The 18,087-nt window shown below is 65.8% G+C and carries 21 protein-coding genes; 11 read left to right on the plus strand and 10 right to left on the minus strand.

What is annotated here, in order from left to right:
- Positions 1–24: 24 nt before the first annotated feature.
- Positions 25–2,154 carry a transglycosylase domain-containing protein gene (locus SynRS9909_RS07850; protein ID WP_007102314.1) on the plus strand — a complete coding sequence of 710 codons (2,130 nt, stop codon included), beginning with the start codon at positions 25–27 and terminating at the stop codon, positions 2,152–2,154.
- Positions 2,151–3,761 carry a YcjF family protein gene (locus SynRS9909_RS07855; RefSeq protein WP_007102313.1) on the plus strand — a complete coding sequence of 537 codons (1,611 nt, stop codon included), beginning with the start codon at positions 2,151–2,153 and terminating at the stop codon, positions 3,759–3,761. Before SynRS9909_RS07850 ends, SynRS9909_RS07855 begins: the two co-directional genes overlap by 4 nt.
- Before the next feature lie 90 nt (positions 3,762–3,851).
- On the opposite strand, the gene SynRS9909_RS07860 is transcribed toward SynRS9909_RS07855, so the two are convergent.
- Positions 3,852–5,270 (minus strand): aminotransferase class V-fold PLP-dependent enzyme, encoded by a 1,419-nt coding sequence (locus SynRS9909_RS07860; RefSeq protein WP_240307832.1) that lies wholly within the window; start codon positions 5,268–5,270, stop codon positions 3,852–3,854.
- A 113-nt stretch (positions 5,271–5,383) separates the two neighbouring features.
- Between SynRS9909_RS07860 and SynRS9909_RS07865 the strand changes: the two genes are divergently transcribed.
- Positions 5,384–5,827, plus strand: a complete 444-nt coding sequence (locus tag SynRS9909_RS07865; protein WP_007102310.1) for a nucleoside deaminase — start codon at positions 5,384–5,386, stop codon at positions 5,825–5,827.
- On the opposite strand, the gene SynRS9909_RS07870 is transcribed toward SynRS9909_RS07865, so the two are convergent.
- Positions 5,799–6,983: an alanine--glyoxylate aminotransferase family protein gene (locus tag SynRS9909_RS07870; protein ID WP_038001965.1), complete on the minus strand. Its 1,185-nt coding sequence runs from the start codon at positions 6,981–6,983 to the stop codon at positions 5,799–5,801. The genes SynRS9909_RS07865 and SynRS9909_RS07870 overlap by 29 nt on opposite strands.
- Before the next feature lie 94 nt (positions 6,984–7,077).
- Positions 7,078–7,602 (minus strand): allophycocyanin subunit beta-18, encoded by a 525-nt coding sequence (locus SynRS9909_RS07875; protein ID WP_007102308.1) that lies wholly within the window; start codon positions 7,600–7,602, stop codon positions 7,078–7,080.
- Between the two features lie 263 nt (positions 7,603–7,865).
- Here SynRS9909_RS07875 and glnA point away from each other — a divergent pair, with 263 nt between their 5' ends.
- On the plus strand, positions 7,866–9,287 hold the full coding sequence (gene glnA, locus SynRS9909_RS07880; RefSeq protein WP_007102307.1) for a type I glutamate--ammonia ligase: 1,422 nt from the start codon (positions 7,866–7,868) through the stop codon (positions 9,285–9,287).
- A gap of 5 nt (positions 9,288–9,292) precedes the next feature.
- Here the strand turns inward: glnA and SynRS9909_RS07885 are convergent, their stop codons facing one another.
- Positions 9,293–9,544, minus strand: coding sequence for a hypothetical protein (locus SynRS9909_RS07885; RefSeq protein WP_007102306.1), 252 nt, complete (start codon positions 9,542–9,544; stop codon positions 9,293–9,295).
- A 139-nt stretch (positions 9,545–9,683) separates the two neighbouring features.
- Here SynRS9909_RS07885 and SynRS9909_RS07890 point away from each other — a divergent pair, with 139 nt between their 5' ends.
- Together SynRS9909_RS07890 and SynRS9909_RS07895 are read left to right on the plus strand one after the other, a co-directional pair.
- Positions 9,684–10,745, plus strand: a complete 1,062-nt coding sequence (locus tag SynRS9909_RS07890; RefSeq protein WP_007102305.1) for a class I SAM-dependent methyltransferase — start codon at positions 9,684–9,686, stop codon at positions 10,743–10,745.
- 73 nt (positions 10,746–10,818) lie between these two features.
- A complete protein-coding gene (locus tag SynRS9909_RS07895) occupies positions 10,819–11,136 on the plus strand; it encodes a hypothetical protein (protein WP_007102304.1) in 318 nt (105 codons plus the stop codon).
- A gap of 32 nt (positions 11,137–11,168) precedes the next feature.
- On the opposite strand, the gene SynRS9909_RS07900 is transcribed toward SynRS9909_RS07895, so the two are convergent.
- A complete protein-coding gene (locus SynRS9909_RS07900) occupies positions 11,169–11,429 on the minus strand; it encodes a hypothetical protein (RefSeq protein WP_186593707.1) in 261 nt (86 codons plus the stop codon).
- A 113-nt stretch (positions 11,430–11,542) separates the two neighbouring features.
- On the opposite strand from SynRS9909_RS07900, the gene SynRS9909_RS07905 reads away from it, so the two are divergent.
- Positions 11,543–11,797: a DUF6439 family protein gene (locus tag SynRS9909_RS07905; RefSeq protein WP_007102302.1), complete on the plus strand. Its 255-nt coding sequence runs from the start codon at positions 11,543–11,545 to the stop codon at positions 11,795–11,797.
- On the opposite strand, the gene SynRS9909_RS07910 is transcribed toward SynRS9909_RS07905, so the two are convergent.
- Both SynRS9909_RS07910 and SynRS9909_RS07915 read right to left on the minus strand, forming a co-directional pair.
- A complete protein-coding gene (locus tag SynRS9909_RS07910) occupies positions 11,757–12,278 on the minus strand; it encodes an ATP-binding protein (RefSeq protein WP_007102301.1) in 522 nt (173 codons plus the stop codon). The genes SynRS9909_RS07905 and SynRS9909_RS07910 overlap by 41 nt on opposite strands.
- A gap of 51 nt (positions 12,279–12,329) precedes the next feature.
- Complete coding sequence (locus SynRS9909_RS07915; RefSeq protein ID WP_007102300.1) at positions 12,330–13,058, minus strand: GUN4 domain-containing protein; 729 nt, start codon at positions 13,056–13,058, stop codon at positions 12,330–12,332.
- 40 nt (positions 13,059–13,098) lie between these two features.
- Between SynRS9909_RS07915 and mnmH the strand changes: the two genes are divergently transcribed.
- The 4 genes from mnmH to SynRS9909_RS07935 are packed head-to-tail and all read left to right on the plus strand — an operon-like array spanning position 13,099 to position 16,714.
- Positions 13,099–14,163 (plus strand): tRNA 2-selenouridine(34) synthase MnmH, encoded by a 1,065-nt coding sequence (mnmH, locus tag SynRS9909_RS07920; protein ID WP_007102299.1) that lies wholly within the window; start codon positions 13,099–13,101, stop codon positions 14,161–14,163.
- Positions 14,164–14,193: 30 nt separating this feature from the next.
- Entirely contained in the window at positions 14,194–14,613 is a 420-nt protein-coding gene (gene psb28, locus SynRS9909_RS07925) for a photosystem II reaction center protein Psb28 (RefSeq protein ID WP_007102298.1), read from the plus strand.
- Positions 14,610–15,719, plus strand: coding sequence for an AI-2E family transporter (locus SynRS9909_RS07930; protein ID WP_007102297.1), 1,110 nt, complete (start codon positions 14,610–14,612; stop codon positions 15,717–15,719). The genes psb28 and SynRS9909_RS07930 overlap by 4 nt, the downstream gene beginning before the upstream one ends.
- Positions 15,716–16,714, plus strand: a complete 999-nt coding sequence (locus SynRS9909_RS07935) for an AI-2E family transporter (protein WP_007102296.1) — start codon at positions 15,716–15,718, stop codon at positions 16,712–16,714. The genes SynRS9909_RS07930 and SynRS9909_RS07935 overlap by 4 nt, the downstream gene beginning before the upstream one ends.
- Here SynRS9909_RS07935 and SynRS9909_RS07940 read toward each other — a convergent pair.
- The 3 genes from SynRS9909_RS07940 to secF are packed head-to-tail and all read right to left on the minus strand — an operon-like array spanning position 16,695 to position 18,087.
- Positions 16,695–16,889: a hypothetical protein gene (locus tag SynRS9909_RS07940; protein WP_007102295.1), complete on the minus strand. Its 195-nt coding sequence runs from the start codon at positions 16,887–16,889 to the stop codon at positions 16,695–16,697. The genes SynRS9909_RS07935 and SynRS9909_RS07940 overlap by 20 nt on opposite strands.
- 3 nt (positions 16,890–16,892) lie before the next feature.
- Entirely contained in the window at positions 16,893–17,144 is a 252-nt protein-coding gene (locus SynRS9909_RS07945; protein ID WP_007102294.1) for a hypothetical protein, read from the minus strand.
- Entirely contained in the window at positions 17,134–18,087 is a 954-nt protein-coding gene (secF, locus tag SynRS9909_RS07950) for a protein translocase subunit SecF (protein WP_038001299.1), read from the minus strand. Before secF ends, SynRS9909_RS07945 begins: the two co-directional genes overlap by 11 nt.

Below are 18,087 nucleotides of genomic sequence, written 5' to 3' on the forward strand. Positions count from 1 at the left end.
CCGCCTACGCCAGGCCCCCCCTCGGTGGCACGGCTCTGCATCGATCAGGCCGGTCAGCCCTCGCAGTCGATCCCCCTCCATGGCGAGGCCTACCGCCTCGGGCGTGAGGAGGGAATGGAACTGAGCCTCGACCATCCTGCGGTCAGCCGGCAGCACGCGCTGCTGCGTCGACGTGGCCGCCGCTGGGTCCTGGAGGATCTCAACTCCACCAACGGGCTCTGGTGGCGGGGGCGACGGGTGCAGGAACTGGAGCTGCGCGATGGCGATCGGATCAGCCTCGCTCCTGCCAGTGAACCGGGAGCCCCCTGCCTGCGTTTTCTCAATCCAGCCGAACAGGGCCGGCGCAGGCTGGAACGGCTGCTGGGGTTCGGGCTGTTGACGGGCCTTGGGGCCACGGCGGCGCTGATGCTCATCGCCGTGCTCGATGTGCCGATCCGCGGACGCCTGGCCACGGTGCAGGGACCGATCGCCATCTACGACCGCCTGAACAAACCCCTCGAATCGGTGGATTCCAGCCGCCACCGGGAGTTGAAGACGATTTCAGCGTTCTCTCCTGCGCTGGTCGATGCCCTGCTGAGCTCAGAAGACAATCGCTTCTGGTGGCATCCGGGTGTGGATCCCATTGGCACCCTGCGCGCATTCGCCACCAATCTGAGCGGCGGTCGCCTGATCGAAGGGGGCAGCAGCCTCACCCAGCAGCTGGCACGCAGCCTGTATCCCGATCAGGTCGGGCAGGGCGACACCCTGGGCCGGAAATGGCGGGAGCTGCTGGTGGCCCTGCAGCTGGAAAGCCGTTTCAGCAAGGGAGAGCTGCTGCTCAGTTACCTCAACCGGGTGTATCTCGGCGTGGGCTGGGGGTTCGAGGATGCCTCCCGCGTCTACTTCAACAAATCCGCCTCCAAGCTGTCGCTGCCCGAAGCGGCGCTGCTTGTGGGGCTGCTGCCATCGCCCAATGGCCACGATCCCTGCCGCTACCCGCAACGAGCCCTGGAGGCGCGCAACCGCGTGCTCAACAAGATGGCGGATGCCGGGCGCCTTTCCCTGGAGGAGGCCCGTCTGGCAAGACGCCAACCGATCCAGCTGGCTAAGGCGGCCTGCAGCAAGGAATCGTTGCGCCGCTCCGCTCCCTTCTACACCGATCAGGTGCGGCGCGATCTCAGCGCCCTGGTCGGACCTGATGTGGCCGCCGAAGGCAATTTTCTGATTGAAACCCACCTCGACCCGGTGCTTCAGCAGGTGGTGGAGCGGCAGCTGCAGGAGCTCCTCAACCAGGCTCAAGGGCTGGGCGTGGGCGAGGGCGCCGCGGTGGTGATCGACAGTCGCAACGGCGGTGTGCTCGCCATCGCCGGCGGCAGGGACTACCGCTCGAGCCAGTTCAACCGGGCCACCATGGCGCTGCGTCAGCCCGGCAGCACCTTCAAGCTGTTGACCTACCTGGCGGCGCTGCAGCGGGGGATCAAGCCAGGCGACGGCATCGATTGCAGCACCCTGGAGTGGGGCGGCCAACGCTTTGAAAGCAGCTGCAATGGTCGCCTCAGCCTCACCAGTGCCTTTGCCTCCAGCAGCAACACGGCGGCGCTGCGCCTGGCGCGGCGGGTGGGGCTGGAGCAGGTGGTTCGCCAGGCTCGGGCCCTGGGGATCAACACGCCGCTCGATCCTGTACCCGGGCTGGCGCTCGGCCAGAGCGAGGTGCGCCTGATCGAACTGACCGGAGCCTATGCCGCCGTTGCCAACGATGGGCTCTGGCACCCCCCCACCACGATTCGCAGGCTGCTGGATGCGGAGAGCTGCTCCGCCGACACGTTGAAACGCTGCGGCAGCCTCACCGGCGATGGCTCGGCGCAGGTGAGCAGCGCCCGTCGCGCCATCAGCAAAGACGTGGCGCGACGCATGCAGGCGATGCTGCGGGCTGTGGTGCGCGGTGGCACCGGCTCCGCCGCCTCCCTGGGGGGCCTGGAGGGGGGCAAGACCGGCACCACCAACGATGGCCGGGATCTGCTGTTCATCGGCTACGAACCAAGCCGGCACTGGGTTCTCGGCATCTGGCTCGGCAATGACGACAACAGCCCCACCGCCAGCTCCAGCGCCCTGGCCGCCTCCCTTTGGGGCGACATCATGCGCGCCGCCGGCAGGGGCAGCGCTGGTCAGCGATGAAAGGGCAGAAGCGATGGATCGTCTGGGCGGGTGGCGCCCTGGTGGTCCTGATCGTGCTGGGGATGGTCCTGCAGGCGATTCGCAACCTGCTGTGGGATCTCAGCTACTGGCTGCCGCCCTGGCTGGTGGGTCCGGTGCTGCTGCTGGGATTCGGTGTGATCGCCGCCCTGGCCTGGCAGCTGGGTTGGCCCTGGTGGCAAGCCTGGCGCCAGGGAGCGGGCCGAGCGGGTGGCGCCGGCCGGGGTCGCACCGCAGCAGCGCCGCCAGCGCCGGACAATCGCCGCCAGGCCGCCGAACAGAGCCTGGAGAGCATCGACCGCCTGCTGGAGAAGCTTCAGGATGAGGTGGCCCGCGAGGGCCTGCGTCAGGAGCGTGAGCGGGTGGCGCAGGAACTGAAACGCGGCGATCTCACCGTGGTGGTGTTCGGCACCGGATCAAGCGGCAAAACCTCCCTGATCCGCGCCCTGCTCCAGGAGATGGTGGGGGAGGTGGGCGCCGCCATGGGCAGCACCAGCGAAACCCGCAGTTATCGGCTGCGCCTCAAGGGCCTCGAGCGCGGCCTGAAACTCATCGACACCCCCGGCATTCTCGAAAGTGGTCGCGATGGCCGCGAACGGGAGCAGGAAGCCCGCCGAGAGGCCAGTCGAGCCGATCTGATGCTGGTGGTGGTGGATGGCGACCTCAGAGCGGCGGAGCTGGAGGTGACCCGCCATCTGGCCGGACTGGGCAAACGGCTGCTGCTGGTGCTGAACAAATGCGACCTGCGGGGAGAGGAGGAGGAACGGCGCCTGCTCGCCCTGCTGCATCGGCGTTGCGGCGATCTCCTCAGCAAAGACGACGTGGTATCCGCGAGTGCAGCCCCCCAGTCTGTGCCGAGACCTGGACGCTCCCCCTGGCAACCGCCGGCCGAAGTGGACCGCGTCTTGCGACGCCTCGCCGTCGTGCTCCATGCCGATGGCGAGGAACTCCTGGCCGACAACATCCTGCTTCAGTGCCGCCATCTGGGTGAAGCCGGCCGGGACTTGCTCGATCGTCAACGTCGCCAGGAGGCCGGCCGCATCGTCGATCGCTATAGCTGGATCGGTGGAGGGCTGGTGGCGGCCACTCCCCTCCCCGGGGTTGATCTGCTGGGCACCGCTGCGGTGAATGCCCAGATGGTGATCGAGGTGGCGGGGGTCTATGGGGTGCAACTGACCCGAAGCCGGGCCCAGGAGCTGGCGATGTCGGTGGGTCGCACCTTGGCGGGCCTGGGGGTGGTGAAAGGGGCTGTCTCCCTGATCGGCACAGCCCTCACCCTCAACCTGCCCACCCTGCTACTCGGCAGAGCGGTGCAGGGGGTCGCGGCCGCGTGGCTCACCCGCATCGCCGGTGCCAGTTTCATCACCTTTTTCCAGCAGGATCAAGACTGGGGCGATGGCGGCGTGCAGGATGTGGTGCAGCATCACTACGACCTCAGCCGGCGCGAGGCCTCGCTCAGGCGCTTTCTGGAGACGGCGCTGCGTCGGGTGGTGGAACCACTGCAGCGGCGGGAGGCGAAACGACTGCCGCCCCAGCCAGGGCCTCGGGCGGCGGCGGACGCATCGGACCGCGGGAATCCAGCACCGTGATCAACGCGAGGTACACCACACCGATCAGCACCGACAGGGCGCCGGTGACAATCGCCACCCAGCGACCACGGGGCGAGGCAGGTGCAGCCATCAGCCGTTCTCCAGAACCGAACGATTGAGCATGGCAGCCAGCTGATCGAGGTGATGACTCTGGGTGTGGGGATTGCCCAGCACCGCCTTCAAGGGATGGCAACCGCCATGGAAGGGGCGCGACAGCATGAACCCCTGCTCCAGCAGCCTGGCGCGTGTGGCCTCTGACCAGGCATCGACTTGGTCGGGCGCAGCGATGCGGGGCCGGCACACCAGCAGATGCAAAGGGCCGGAACTGACCTGAATCCGCTCCGGATCCAGAAGGGCTTCCAGTTGCTGGCGACGCTGCAAAGCACCCTGGAGCAGCGATCGGATCCCGGTCTCGCCCAACTGGCGCAGGCCCAGCCAGAGCTTGAGAATCTCCGCAGGTCTTGAGCCCTGCAAACCCTGCTCGCCGCCATGGGCGTCGCCCCAGGCCGGCTCCATGTAGGGCAGACCGGTGGCAAAGGCCTCCGCCAGCAGGCGTCGGTCGGCCACCAGGAGCAGGGAGGAGGTTTTGGTGATTCCGAGCAATTTCTGGGGATTGACCGTGATCGAATCGGCAAGGCCCAGCCCCTCAAGGGGGGCCGAGGTGTCGGGGGAGAGCGCATAAACGGCTCCAATCGCACCGTCCACATGCAGCCAGATCCCGCGACGACGACAGAGCTCCGCCAGCTGGGGCAGGGGATCGATCGCGCCGCGCACGGTGGTGCCGGCGGTGGCCACCACGGCCAGACAGGGTCGTCCTTCCGCCTGAAGCTGCTCCAGTGCGGTCTCGAGCGCCTCCAGCCGCATGGCGCCGTCGGCATCGACGGCGATGCGACGCAGGCCATCAGGCTGCAACCCCATCACGCGCACCGCCTTGGCGAGCGACGTGTGGGCCTCGTCGCTGGCGAGCACCACCGCCCCAGGCTCGGCGCCCAGACCAGCCCGCTGCCGGGCCACCACCAGGGCCATCAGATTGCTGAGGCTGCCGCCACTGGCCGGCACGCCACCGGCGCCTGAGGGCAGGCCAAGGCGCTGTGCCAGCCACTGGCAGAGCTGTCGCTCCAGATGACTGAGGCTGGGCGCCAACTCTTCGGCGAGGAGATTGTTGTTGAGGCCGGCGCAGATCAGGTCGGCGGCGATACTTGCTGTCAACGGCGGCGGATCCAGATGGGCCAGAGCGCCGGGATGGGACGGGCGGTAGGCCCCATCCATCACCAGTTGCAGGTCCTCCAGCAGCGCGGTGGCCGAGCGCGGGGTCGGCTCCGGAGCGATCGCCGGCAACACCGAGAGGGCCGGCAAGGGCCCCCGGCCCTCGGCATCGGCGAGCCAGCGACAGAGCCTTTGGCTCGCCTGATCGAGAAACTCCTGCAGCGCCGGATCAAGCCCCTCCGGCGCAGCAAAGAAAGGCAGGGTCAGCATCGGTTCGCGCGCGGGGTTGCCGACCAAGACCATCGCCAGAACAAACGCCATTCTCCCCTGCGGTGGCACAGTGCCAACGGCAGGTCTCCGTTTCGAGCGCCGTGGCTACCCACCATGTTCTGGGCGATGCGGAACAGCGCCTCTGGATGGGGCGGCTGCTGCGGCGCGCCGACCAGCTCGGCCGCGAGGGCGAAGTGCCGGTGTGCGCCGTGATCCTGGATGGACTGGGGCGCTGCATCGGTTACGGCGGCAACCGACGCGAACGGCAACGGGATCCCCTCGGCCATGCCGAACTTGTGGCCCTTGGGCAAGCCAGCCAGCTGCGTCAGGACTGGCGTTTCAACGACTGCACCCTGCTGGTGACCCTGGAACCCTGCCCGATGTGCGCCGGCGCCCTGGTACAGGCCCGGATGGGCCAGGTGATCTTCGCCGCCTGGGACAGCAAGCGTGGGGCGCTTGGAAGCACGATCGATCTGAGCCAACACCGCAGTGCCCACCACCACATGCGCGTGGTGGGTGGGGTGATGGAGCCGGAGGCGAGAACCAGGCTGGAAGCCTGGTTCAGACAACGGCGGCAGCGACCGACTTGAACCGGGGCAGTTCGGTCTCAAACAGGTTGAGCAGTCGATCCACGTTCTCAGGATTGGAGTTGTAACCCATCAGGCCGATCCGCCAGATCTTGCCGGCCAGGGTGCCGAGCCCACCACCCACTTCGATGCCGTGGGTGTTGAGCAGGTGCTGGCTGAAGGCCTTGCCATCCACCCCTTCCGGGATGCGCACGGTGGTGAGGGTGGGGAGACGCAAGGCCTCGGGGGCATGGAGCACCAGGCCGAGTCGCTCGAGGCCAGCCCAAAGCGCTTCGGCATTGCGACGATGACGGGCCCAGGCCTGCTCCAGCCCCTCTTCCGCCAGCAGACGCAGGGCTTCCCGCATGCCGAAGTTCATGTTCACCGGTGCCGTGTGGTGGTACACCCGATCACTCCCCCAGTATTGATTCAACAGGGAGACATCGAGATACCAGTTGGGCACTTTGCTGGAGCGGGAAGCGAGTTTCGCTTCAGCGCGGGGGCCCATCGTGAAGGGTCCGAGGCCTGGAGGGCAGCTCAGCCCTTTCTGACTGCAGCTGTAGGCAAGGTCGACTTTCCAGGCATCGAGGAAAAGGGGAACGCCACCAAGGGACGTGACGGTGTCGAGCAGCAGCAGGCAATCATGCTTGCGGCAAAGATCGCCCACACCCTCCATCGGCTGGCAGATGCCCGTGGAGGTTTCGGCATGCACCATCGCCAGAATCGCGGGCCGATGCTCGATCAGGGCTGCCTCGAGCTCCTCCAGGCTGAAGGCCTCTCCCCAGGGACGCTCGATCACCCGCACATCGGCGCGGTAACGACCGGCCATGTCAGCGAGGCGATGACCGAAATAGCCCTTCACAGCCACAAGCACGGTGTCACCGGGCTCGACCGTGTTGGCCAGGGTGGCTTCCATGGCAGCACTGCCGGTGCCGCTCATGGGAAGGGTGAGGCGATTGTCGGTTTGCCAGGCGTAACGGAGCAGCTCCTGCACCTCGCTCATCAACTCCACATAGAGAGGATCGAGGTGACCGATCGGGGTGCGCGACAGGGCCTGGAGCACCGTCGGATGGGCATTGGAAGGGCCAGGACCCAACAGAAGCCGATCCGGTGTGGCGATCGGGGCAAGAGCCTGGCGGTGGCTCGAATCAACCGGACGCTGAGAGAGCGATGTCGCCAAGGCCTGCACAAGAAATTAATGGCGTGAAGCCTACGCAGTCGCTCCGCCAAGACGGGGAGAGATGTGCGTTTGCAACGGTGAAAACAGCAAACCGTCAGCGCTGCCGCACGTCGGTGGCCGCCAGGCCGGAGGCCATGTGATCAAAGGGCTGACGAATCACGGCACAACGATCGATCTCCAGACCCTCCGCCACCAGCCGTTCACAGAGCACCTCAGCCAGCAGGGTGATGCTGCGCACGGTCGGACCCGTCGGCACTCCCAGGCTCTTGTAAGTGTCATCGAGTCCGTTCAACACCCGTTCGTTGAGGATGGTGCTGTCACCGGCCACCAGGGCGTAGCTGGCATAGCGAAGGAAGTAATCCATATCGCGCAGACAGGCGGCCAGGCGTCGGGTGGTGTAGGCATTACCGCCGGGAAGCAGCAGTTCCGGGTCGCCGGCAAACAGCCGCTGGCTCGCTTCGCGCACCACCTCCGCGGCTTCGCGGTTGATCAGTTCCACGGCCTTGAGCCGAATGGAAGCTTCCGAGAGATAGTCATCAATCCTGTCCATGGCGGAGCGATCGAGATAACGACCGAGCTGGTCGTAGCGGCCGATCAACCCGGTGATGGCATCACGCATGGCGCAGGCTTAGACGATGACAAGCTGGAAAGTAACACCAGCGAACCGTGGAGAACGCTTTGGGTGGCTGCGATATGGCCCAATTGACAGAAACGGTTACCAAGCAGAAAATCGGCGCAGCCGCCACGCTGCAGGTGTCGACTGCGGCTGACGAGCGCGGGTCAGGACCGAGGACCCCAAAAATGTACGCATTGATACAAAAAGAGGGTCGATCCCTCCCTACGGTCCGCCACGACTGAGGCTTCGTGCCACCCACATCATTCATGGCCAAGACCGCACAGGACGTTCTCCGGCAGATCAAGGACGACGGCATTGAGCTGATCGACCTGAAGTTCACCGATCTGCATGGCAAGTGGCAGCACCTGACGGTCTGCGCCGACATGGTGGATGACCAGGCGTTCAGTGAAGGACTGGCGTTCGACGGGTCATCGATCCGGGGCTGGAAAGCGATCAACGCCTCCGACATGGCGATGGTTCCCGATCCCAACACCGCCTGGATCGATCCTTTTTATCGGCACAAGACCCTGAGCCTGATCTGTTCGATTCAGGATCCGCGCACCGGCGAGCCCTACGACCGCTGCCCCCGGGCCCTGGCGCAGAAAGCGCTGGCCTACCTCGCCGGCACAGGGCTGGCCGACACTGCATTCTTCGGTCCGGAGCCGGAATTCTTCCTGTTCGACGACGTCCGCTACAGCTCCAGTGAAGGAGGATGTTTCTACAGCGTTGACACGATTGAAGCCCCCTGGAATTCCGGCCGACTGGAAGAAGGCGGCAATCTGGCCTACAAGATTCAGTTGAAGGAGGGTTATTTCCCTGTCGCCCCCAACGACACCGCCCAGGACATCCGCTCCGAGATGCTCCTGATGATGGGACAACTGGGGATTCCCATCGAAAAGCACCACCATGAGGTGGCCGGCGCCGGCCAGCACGAACTGGGCATGAAGTTCGCCGAGCTGATCCAGGCCGCCGACAACGTGATGACGTACAAATACGTGGTGCGGAACGTTGCCAAGAAATATGGCAAAACCGCCACCTTCATGCCGAAGCCGGTGTTCAACGACAACGGCAGTGGCATGCACGTGCACCAGAGCCTCTGGAAAGGCGGCCAACCCCTCTTTTTCGGCGAAGGCACCTACGCCAACCTCTCCCAGACCGCCCGTTGGTACATCGGCGGCATTCTCAGGCACGCCCCCTCCTTCCTCGCCTTCACCAACCCCACCACCAACAGCTACAAGCGCCTGGTGCCCGGCTTTGAAGCACCCGTGAACCTGGTGTATTCCGAGGGGAACCGCTCCGCCGCCGTGCGGATTCCGCTCACCGGCCCGAACCCGAAAGCGAAGCGTCTCGAGTTCCGTTCTGGCGATGCTCTGGCCAACCCCTACCTGGCCTTCACGGCGATGATGATGGCCGGTATCGACGGGATCAAGAACCAGATCGATCCCGGCGACGGCACTGATGTGGATCTGTTCGAGCTGCCCGCCGACGAGTTGGCGCAAATCGCCACCGTGCCCGCATCCCTGAACGGGGCTCTGGAGGCCCTCAACGCCGACAAGCACTATCTGATGGAAGGGGGTGTCTTCAGCGAAGACTTCATCAACAACTGGATCGACATCAAATACGAGGAGGTGCAGCAGCTGCGACAGCGGCCCCACCCCCACGAATTCGTGATGTATTACGACGCCTGATTCGATCAGCGAAAGGCGTGCCTCAGCTGGGCCAGGGCGCTGTCATGCAAGTGGCGGCGGTGCTGGTCCCGCTGGGCCCAGGCCCGTTGCTGGGCCATGGCATTGCGGCCATCCAATCGGTCGGGATGGGTTTCCATTTGCGCTAAAAGCGCCTCGTGGTGGCGCTGGTCCTGAGCATGGTGATCAGACCAGGCGACGAATTCAGCGGCTGCCCGCTGGCGACGCTCCAACAGGTTGCGGCGATCACGATCGGTCATGGCTGAAGCCTCCGATTCCTGCCATCAGTCTGTAGCAACCACTACCGTTTTTCCGGGCTGCGACATGAAACGTGCCATGGTCACGCCGGCAGGCTCCGGTGAGCTGGAATGGGCAGCATCTGGATGCCCGACTGCCGCGATGGCGACGCCCACTCTCACTGAAATCGCCTACCGCACCCTGCAGCAGAGCCGCAGCCTGGCGGGCCTCGCGCACAAGGAATTGAGCACCAAGCTCATGGAGTGGGTCGCTCCGGAGGCCACCCCCCAAACCGAAGCGGTGCCCCAGGAGATGTTTCTGGAGCTGCGCCGTTCCCTCGCCGCCCTTGAGGATCAAGACTGGCAAGACGCCGAAGCGGGGCTCTACCCCACCCGTCAGCTTTTCGATCTCCCCTGGGTCGACTGGGCCACCCGCTATCCCCGGCTCTGGCTCGATCTGCCCTCCACCTGGATGCGGCGCAAAGATCGGAATGTGCGCGACCTGCCCGATGAGGCGCAGGATGCGCTCTACCCCTCCTATTACCTACAGAACTTTCACCATCAAACCGATGGCTACCTGAGCGACCACTCCGCGGAGCTCTACGACCTCCAGGTCGAGATCCTCTTCAACGGCTCTGCTGATGCCATGCGCAGGCGCGTGATCGCCCCCCTGCTGCGCGGTGTCCGCCGATTTAACAACCGCCCGGCCGCCGCCCTGAAGGTGCTCGATGTGGCCACGGGAACGGGGCGAACCCTGCATCAGATCCGGGCTGCGCTCCCCGACGCCACCCTGATCGGCCTGGATCTGTCCGAGGCCTATCTGCGTCAGGCGAATCGTTGGCTGAACCAGGGCCGGCAGGGTCTGGTGCAACTGTTGCAGGGCAATGGCGAAGCCCTCCCCTTCGCCGACGGCAGCATGCAGGCGGTGACCTGCGTGTTCCTGCTGCATGAGTTGCCCGGCGACGCGCGTCAGGCCGTGCTTGCAGAGTGCTATCGCGTGCTCGAACCCGGCGGCGTTCTGGTGCTGGCCGATTCGATTCAGCTGGCTGATTCCCCCCAGTTCAGCGTGGCGATGGAGAATTTCCGCCGCGCCTTCCACGAGCCTTACTACCCGGATTACATCCGCGATGACATCGACGCCAGGCTCAGCGCAGCCGGCTTCCAGGGGATCACGGCCGAGTCCCACTTCATGACGCGGGTCTGGGCCGCCCAGAAAACCCCATAAGGTTTTCCTGACACGGGCTCTTGCGCCGGGAGCTCTCGACCATAAGGTGCTCCTATCCCTGTTGCGGGAGTCCATGACCAACCCCTTTCGTTTGCGCTGGCTTCAGGGCTGGACCTTCCAGCTGGTGCTGATGGAGGGAAAGGTTCAGGTTGAAGCCCATGGCTTCGGCATCTGTCTGCGCACAGCCCTCTTCCCAGGTGAAAGCCCCCACGCTGCCGCTGATCGCCTCGTGCTGGCAGAAGATCGCCGTCGCCGCGCCCTCCATCAGGCCTGGATTCGCGGACAGGATCTGCCCCAGGCCAGCCCCCAGGTGGTGCCCAACCTTGACGCACCCCGCCCCGAGGCACCGGAATCGCTGGTGGTGGTCCACCCCGAACCCCTGGCGGCCTGAGCACTTCGCCACCAACCGCTGACTCGCCCGCCTCAGCGTTGCGCCAGGATCCAGCCCAGGAGCAGGCCCGGTCCACCCCAGCGCAAAGCGCGCCAGAACCACCAACCGGAGGGCCTCAGGTTCAGTCTCTGCCGCTCCGGCAGTGCTTCAAGCAGCTGACGCAGCAGGGCCTGGCGTTGCCGCAAACGCACGCGCTGCTGCCGGCCATGGCCCCTAGTCCTGACGGGAGCGGAGAGTTGCTGCTCAACCCGCAACCAGGCCCCCAGGCGATGCAACAGCCCTTGGTGTGTCAACAGCCTTTGTTGTTTCAACAGCCTTTGCCGCGCCATCGGTTGCCGTCGCCCTGAAGGCATGGCTCCATTCCGACGCCACAGCCTCCAGGATAGGAATCCGCCTCTTTGCTGCCATGGCTCCCTCCACCGCCTCCTGGCCCGACACCGCACCGGACCTGGCCCGGACCCTGCATGCGCAGCTGAGCCTGAACGATCGCAACTGGCATCAGCTGAAAACCGATCCGGATCGCCGCGCCGCTGAACTCCTCGCCGGCGCCCTGGCCCAGTTGCTTCAGGGTGGACAGCGCGAGGACGTGGACGCGCTCCTGTGCCAGGGACTGCGTTGGCTCAGACGGGAACTGAAGGATCCAGGCTGCCCGCACCGCTGACGGCAGGGCGGACCGAGACGGCATCAGGCCGGCGACAGGCCACCTGAAGACGATTGCCGCGCTGACTCCAGCGCACATCGTCGAAGCACTGGTGGATCAGAAACAGGCCGCGGCCATGGTCGATATCCAGGCGGCTGGGGAGATCGCCGCGGCGGGCATGGGCCGGCAAGCCCGCACCCTCATCCTGGATCTGCCAGACCAACCAGTTGGGGGTGAGGATGCGTCGCACCCGCAGGCATTTGCGGGGATCGCCGGCATTGCCATGGCGCACCGCATTCACCAGAGCCTCCTGCAGGCCGAGCTCGAGGCGACAACAGGTGTCGCGGCAGCGCACGGGCTCGAGAAGCAGCTCCAGCAGTGGACTGAGCTGCAGCGTGGACGGCAGGATGAAATCCGCCCAGCGGAACATGGGCGCCACGCCAAAGGACTGCAGCAGACTCTGCAGTGGGTCAACGCTGACGCTCCGTTGCCCGGACGACATCGCAGATCCTGCATCCTGTTTCGACCATACCGGGATGCGGACCGGCTGCCACTACCGCCTGGAGCTGGATCGACGGGCCAGCAGAGAGGGGTGATTGAGGATGGCATCCATCAGGCGCACGCCTCGGAGCTGGTTGATCAGGGGCATGTGGCCTTCCGGCGCCGTGATCGACCAGTCGAACGCACCGGGATACCGGGTCCAGACCCCGTCGAGCTTCCAGCCGATCCGCGGCCAAAGGCGGTCGTAGCGGCCATTGAGGCCCTCCAGGAGACGGGCCTGCACACTGAAACCGAAGCGCCCCTGGGAGTAAGCCAACCAGAGACGATCGAGCGTGACCAGATCCTGCCCCGGCATGGCAGGAACTTCGCTGAAGTACACGTAACCGCGGCGCTCCGCCTCCGCACCGGCCAGGCGGCGGAGAATGGCGCTGGTGCTGCGGTCGGCATCCTCGAACCGCTCGGCCAACAGATCCCGCTGCAACGGGCCGTAATCGATGCCGACCGACGAGGGGGCCTGGAACCAGCCATCGCAAGTGCCGAGCAGGGCGGGCAACACCTGGGGCTGATGGCGTTGCAACACCTGCAGCAACCAGCCGGCTTCCCAGGCGTCGCCGGCCGGATCAAAAGCCGCAAGAGCAGCAGAACCGAGCGCCGCGATCTCGCTAGCCCTGGATTCCAGCGTGGGGATCAGGGAGCGACGCTGCCGGGTGGAGCCGCTGCTGAAGCGTTCCAACAGTTCTTCAGCGCTGAGGCTGGTGCTGGGGGAGGAACCGGAAAGCATGGGTCAGGGCCGGCGCTGACGGGCTCGGCGTTGGCCCACTATGTCAGGCATGGGCCCATCGACTTCACTCGAGCTGGAGACCTTCCGTTGCACGGCAGGTGCTCTGGTGGACGTGCGCAGCCCATCGGAATTCCGGCAGGGCCACTGGCCCGGCGCGATCAATCTGCCGTTGTTCAGCGATGCCCAACGGGCCGAGGTGGGTCTCACCTACAAAACCGTTGGCCGGGAGGAGGCGATCCAGCTGGGCCTGGAGGCGGTGGGCCCGCGGCTGGCCAGCCTGGCCACACAGCTGCGGAAGGTTGCGGCTCCAACGCAAGACTCCGCTTCTGGCGCAGCCGTGCGCATCTATTGCTGGCGCGGCGGCATGCGTTCCGGCAGCGTGGCCTGGCTGGCCCAGCTGATCGGCCTGTCCCCCGTGCTGCTGGCGGGGGGCTACAAGACCTATCGCCGCTGGGTACTGCAGCAGTTCACACGCCCATGGCGTCTGCATCTGCTGGGAGGACGCACAGGAACCGGCAAAACCGACCTGTTGCTGAGCCTGCAGCGGCATGGTGTGGCCGTGGTGGATCTCGAAGGACTCGCCCATCACCGCGGCAGCAGCTTCGGCGGTCTGGGCCAGCCGGAACAACCGAGCACGGAGCACTACGAAAATCTGCTGGCGGAGCAGCTGGAGCACCATCGTGCGCACGGAGCGGCGCAGATCTGGCTGGAAGCGGAGAGCGCCCAGGTGGGACGGTGCCGTATCCCCCAGGCCCTGTTTCAGCAGATGCGGGAGGCGCCCGTGCTGGAAATCCAACGCAGCCTGGAGGAACGCATCGCCCAACTGGTCAAGGTCTACGCCCCCCTGGGAGCCGCCCCCCTGCAGGCAGCGACGGAACGGATCAGCCGTCGTCTCGGCCCCCAGCGCACCAAGCAAGCGCTTGACGCGATTCAAGACGCTGACTGGGCGACGGCCTGCCGGGCGATGCTCGATTACTACGACCGCTGCTACGACCATGAGCTCGCCCGGGCTGTGAAGCGCCGGGAGGTTGATCTGCAGGGGCTGAATCTGGAGCAGTCCACCCAGGTGCTGCTGGAGCAGGGCTTGCTGGATTGGTCGGTTTAGTGTTGGCGTTTGGCCTGCTGGGGGACCGCAATGGCAGAAGACACAAACGCTGGGGCAGCGAACAGCGCCGGGCAGGCGGCGGCGGCCATCCAGTTTTTCCGGGGTGTGAATGAGCCGGTGGTACCCGACATCCGCCTCACCCGCAGCCGTGATGGACGCACCGGCCAGGCGATGTTCGTGTTCGAGGAACCGGATGCCCTGGCACCGGAGAGCATGGGTGACATCACCGGCATGTTCCTGGTGGATGAGGAAGGCACCCTGGTGACCCGGGAGGTGAAGGCCCGCTTTGTGAACGGCAAACCGAGCGCGATCGAGGCCACCTACACCTGGAAGAGCGAAGTGGACTTTGAGCGATTCATGCGCTTCGCCCAGCGCTACGCCGATGCCCATGACCTGGGCTATTCGCAGAATTCCGGCAACAATGCCGAGGACGCTGACGGGAACGGGTGAAGCTGCCCCAATGGCTTGGACTGGCGGCCCTCGTGGCCGCGGTCGTCCTGCTCTGGACGCTGAAAGACGTCCTGATCCATTGCTTTGCCGCCATCGTGTTGGCGATGGCGCTCTGCACCCTGGTGGGTCGGCTGCGCCAACGCCTGCCCATGCCCAGACCCCTGGCCCTGCTGGTCTGCCTGGTGGGTCTGGCTCTGGTGATCGGCATCGGCGCCGCGATCGTCGTGCCGCCCTTCACCACCCAGTTTCATCAGTTGCTCCTGCAGCTGCCCGCCGCTGCCCGCGAGTTGAAATCGCTCGCGATCCAGAGCATCAACGGCATTTCCGGCATGGTGTATGGCTCGGGAACGGCGGCCAGCTGGAGTGAGCGCCTCTTCCCCGATGGCGTGAACAACTGGCCCGACGGTTCCGCCCTCGCCTCCGGACTGGGGGGGAGCCTTCAGGGACTGCTCGGGCTCGCCGGCAATCTGGGCAGCGGCCTGGTGCAGATCGTGTTTGTGATCGCCGTGAGCCTGATGGTGGCCGTGCAGCCCCAGGCCTACCGCGAGGTGGCGATTCTGCTGGTGCCCTCCTTCTATCGGCGCCGGGCCCGGGAGATCCTGCTGCAGTGTGGTGATGCGCTGAGCAGCTGGATGGTGGGGCTGCTGATCAGCTCCCTCTGCGTGGCCGTGCTGGCGGGCATCGGCCTCTCCCTGCTCGGCGTGCGCCTGGTGATGGCGAACGCCCTGCTGGCGGGGCTGCTCAATGTGATCCCCAACGTGGGGCCCACGATGAGCACGATCTTTCCCATGGCGATGGCCCTTCTGGATGCCCCCTGGAAATCCCTGGCGGTGCTGGGCCTCTACGTGGTGATTCAACACCTGGAGAGCTACGTGATCACCCCTTCGGTGATGCACCACCAGGTGAAATTGCTCCCTGGCCTTACCCTCACGGCCCAGTTTGTCTTCACGGTGTTGTTCGGCCCCCTCGGTCTGCTGCTCGCCCTGCCCTTGGCGGTGGTGCTGCAGGTGCTGATCCGGGAGGTGGTGATTCACGACATGCTCGACCGCTGGAAACCGGCCCATCGCCACCGGCTCAACCGCCAGCTTCCCCACCAGGCCCGATGAACGCCAGGACCCTGCTCGCCGCCCTCACCCTCGTGGTGCTCGCCCTGCTGGTGTGGGAGCTGCGCTGGGTGCTTCTGGTGCTGTTCGGGGCCGTGGTGTTGGCCGTTGCCCTGGACGTGCCGATCGGCAAGCTGATGCATCTGGGGCTGCCGCGCCACCTGGCCCTGCTCGTGGTGCTGGCCGTGATGACCCTGGGGGGAGCGCTGGTGATCCAGCTGCTGGTGCCGGAACTGCTCACCCAGCTGCAACAGCTCACCTCCCTGGCGCCGAGCCTGTTCGACAAACTCAAATCGATGGTCGCCAGCCAGCCCCAGCTGAGTGAGCTGGAGCGGTCCTTGCCCGATCAGTTCAGCTGGGATCGCATCCAGCCCGTGGGGGTGCAATTGCTCGGAGTGGCGGGGGGCGCCGCCAACAGCGTGATCCAGCTGTTGCTGATGAGCCTTCTCGCCATCCTGATGGCCCTGGACCCCGGAGCCCATCGGCGCATGGTGGTGGCGGTGACGCCCAGGCCCGCCCGGCCGATGATGAATCGGGTGCTGGATCGGTGCCGCACGGCCCTCGGCGGCTGGCTGGCCGGGATGACCCTCTCGGCAACGGCTGTGTTCCTCCTCACCTGGCTCGGCCTGGCCCTGCTCAAAGCCCCCCTGGCCCTGCTCAGTGCGCTGGTGTGCGGACTGTTCACCTTTGTGCCCACCATCGGTCCGACGGCGGCGACGCTGCTGCCCATGGGCCTGGCCCTGCTGATTTCACCCACGCTCACCGTGCAAGTGCTGGTGCTGCGGTTGGTGCTGCAGAACCTGGAGGCCTTCGTGCTCACGCCGGTGCTGCTCAGCCGCACGGTCAACCTGCTGCCCACGGTCGCCCTGATGGCCCAGCTCAGCCTGGGGGCCTTGCTGGGTTTGCCCGGCGTCCTGTTGGCCCTCCCGCTGGTGGTGGTGCTTCAGGTGGGCATGGAGCTGGTGGTGGTGCGCCAGATCATGGATCGCTGGTCTTGATCTGACGGATCGTGTTGCGCGGGCTGGTGCGGGTGGGTCTGGCCTTGGAGGGGCGCAGCTTGGTGGCGGGTTGCCCGGGGCGATGGGGCTGAAACTGGGAGCGGCTGCGCGCCAGCAGTATCACCAACACGAGGCCGCAGAGCAGATACACAGCCCAGAAGCGCTGCAAACCCATGGATCACTCCTGACCTGAGGGTCCATAACGCCGCCACAACGAAGGCATGGCACAGAGCACCGTGATGGCGAGCGCATGATGACGAATCGCGTAGGAGAGCGCCGTGATCGTGACGTGATCACGAAGGAGGAGAAGCTCCGTGCGCAGGTCGAGCAGGGCCAGCAACAGGAGCAGCAGCGGGAACCAGCGCTGTCCGCCCGGGGCCGGGCCAACGACACGCTGGCGCCGCCGCGACGCGAGCGGATCAGGCACCACGACGCTGCTGGGACCAGAGCATGAGCAGGGAGGGCGCCAGGGCAATGCTTGACCAACTGCCCACCACCACCCCCACCGCCAGGGCGATGGCAAACCAGTAGAGCGTGGCGCCACCGAAAAGGATCAATGCCAGGAGAGGCAACAGGGTGGTGCCACTCGTATAAAGCGTGCGGGTGAGGGTGGCATTCACCGCAATGTCGACCTGCTCCGGCAGGGAGAGCGCCTCATCGAACCGCTGCCGCTCGCGAATCCGATCGAACACCACCACGGTGTCATTCACCGAATAGCCCGCAATCGTGAGCAGGGCCACGGCGAACAGGCTGTCAACCTCCAGGGAGATCAACAGACCCAGCCAGGCGAACAGGCCACACACGATCACCACATCGTGGGCCAGGGCCACCAGGGCGAGGAAGGCATAGCGGCGGTCGTAGCGCACGCTGATGTAGGCCGAAATCCCGATGAAGGCCACCGCCAGGGAGATCAGGCTGCTGCGCAGCAGCTGACTGCCGAGGGTCGGGCCGATCGTATCGACCGCTTCGCCACCGGCTTGAAACGGTCCAGCCACAGGCTGGAGTGCCTGAATCAGCGCCTGCCCCTGGGCGGCCGTGAGCGTGGGCAACCTCAACACCAGCGACTGGCCGCGATCGAGCAACTGCAGCCGCGCCGAGGCGAGATCGGGAGCCGCGGTGCCGTCCTGCTCAGGTAGGGAGAGCTTGGCGAGGCTGGCCTGCACCTCGGAGACCCGCAAGTCGGAGCAGGTGGCGCCACAGGCGCGTTCCAGTTGAATCTGGGTGCCGCCCGTGAAGTCGAGGCCGGGGCGGAGCGGCGCCTGAATCGAGGGATTGGTCCAGCAGAGCAGCAGACCGAGGAGGCTGATCAGCAGCACCAGCAACGACACCCACCAGACGCGGCGACGAAGACGACTGAGAGGAAAAACGACCAT

It is taken from the genome of Synechococcus sp. RS9909, from assembly GCF_014279595.1.
Taxonomy (GTDB): Bacteria; Cyanobacteriota; Cyanobacteriia; order PCC-6307; family Cyanobiaceae; genus Synechococcus_C.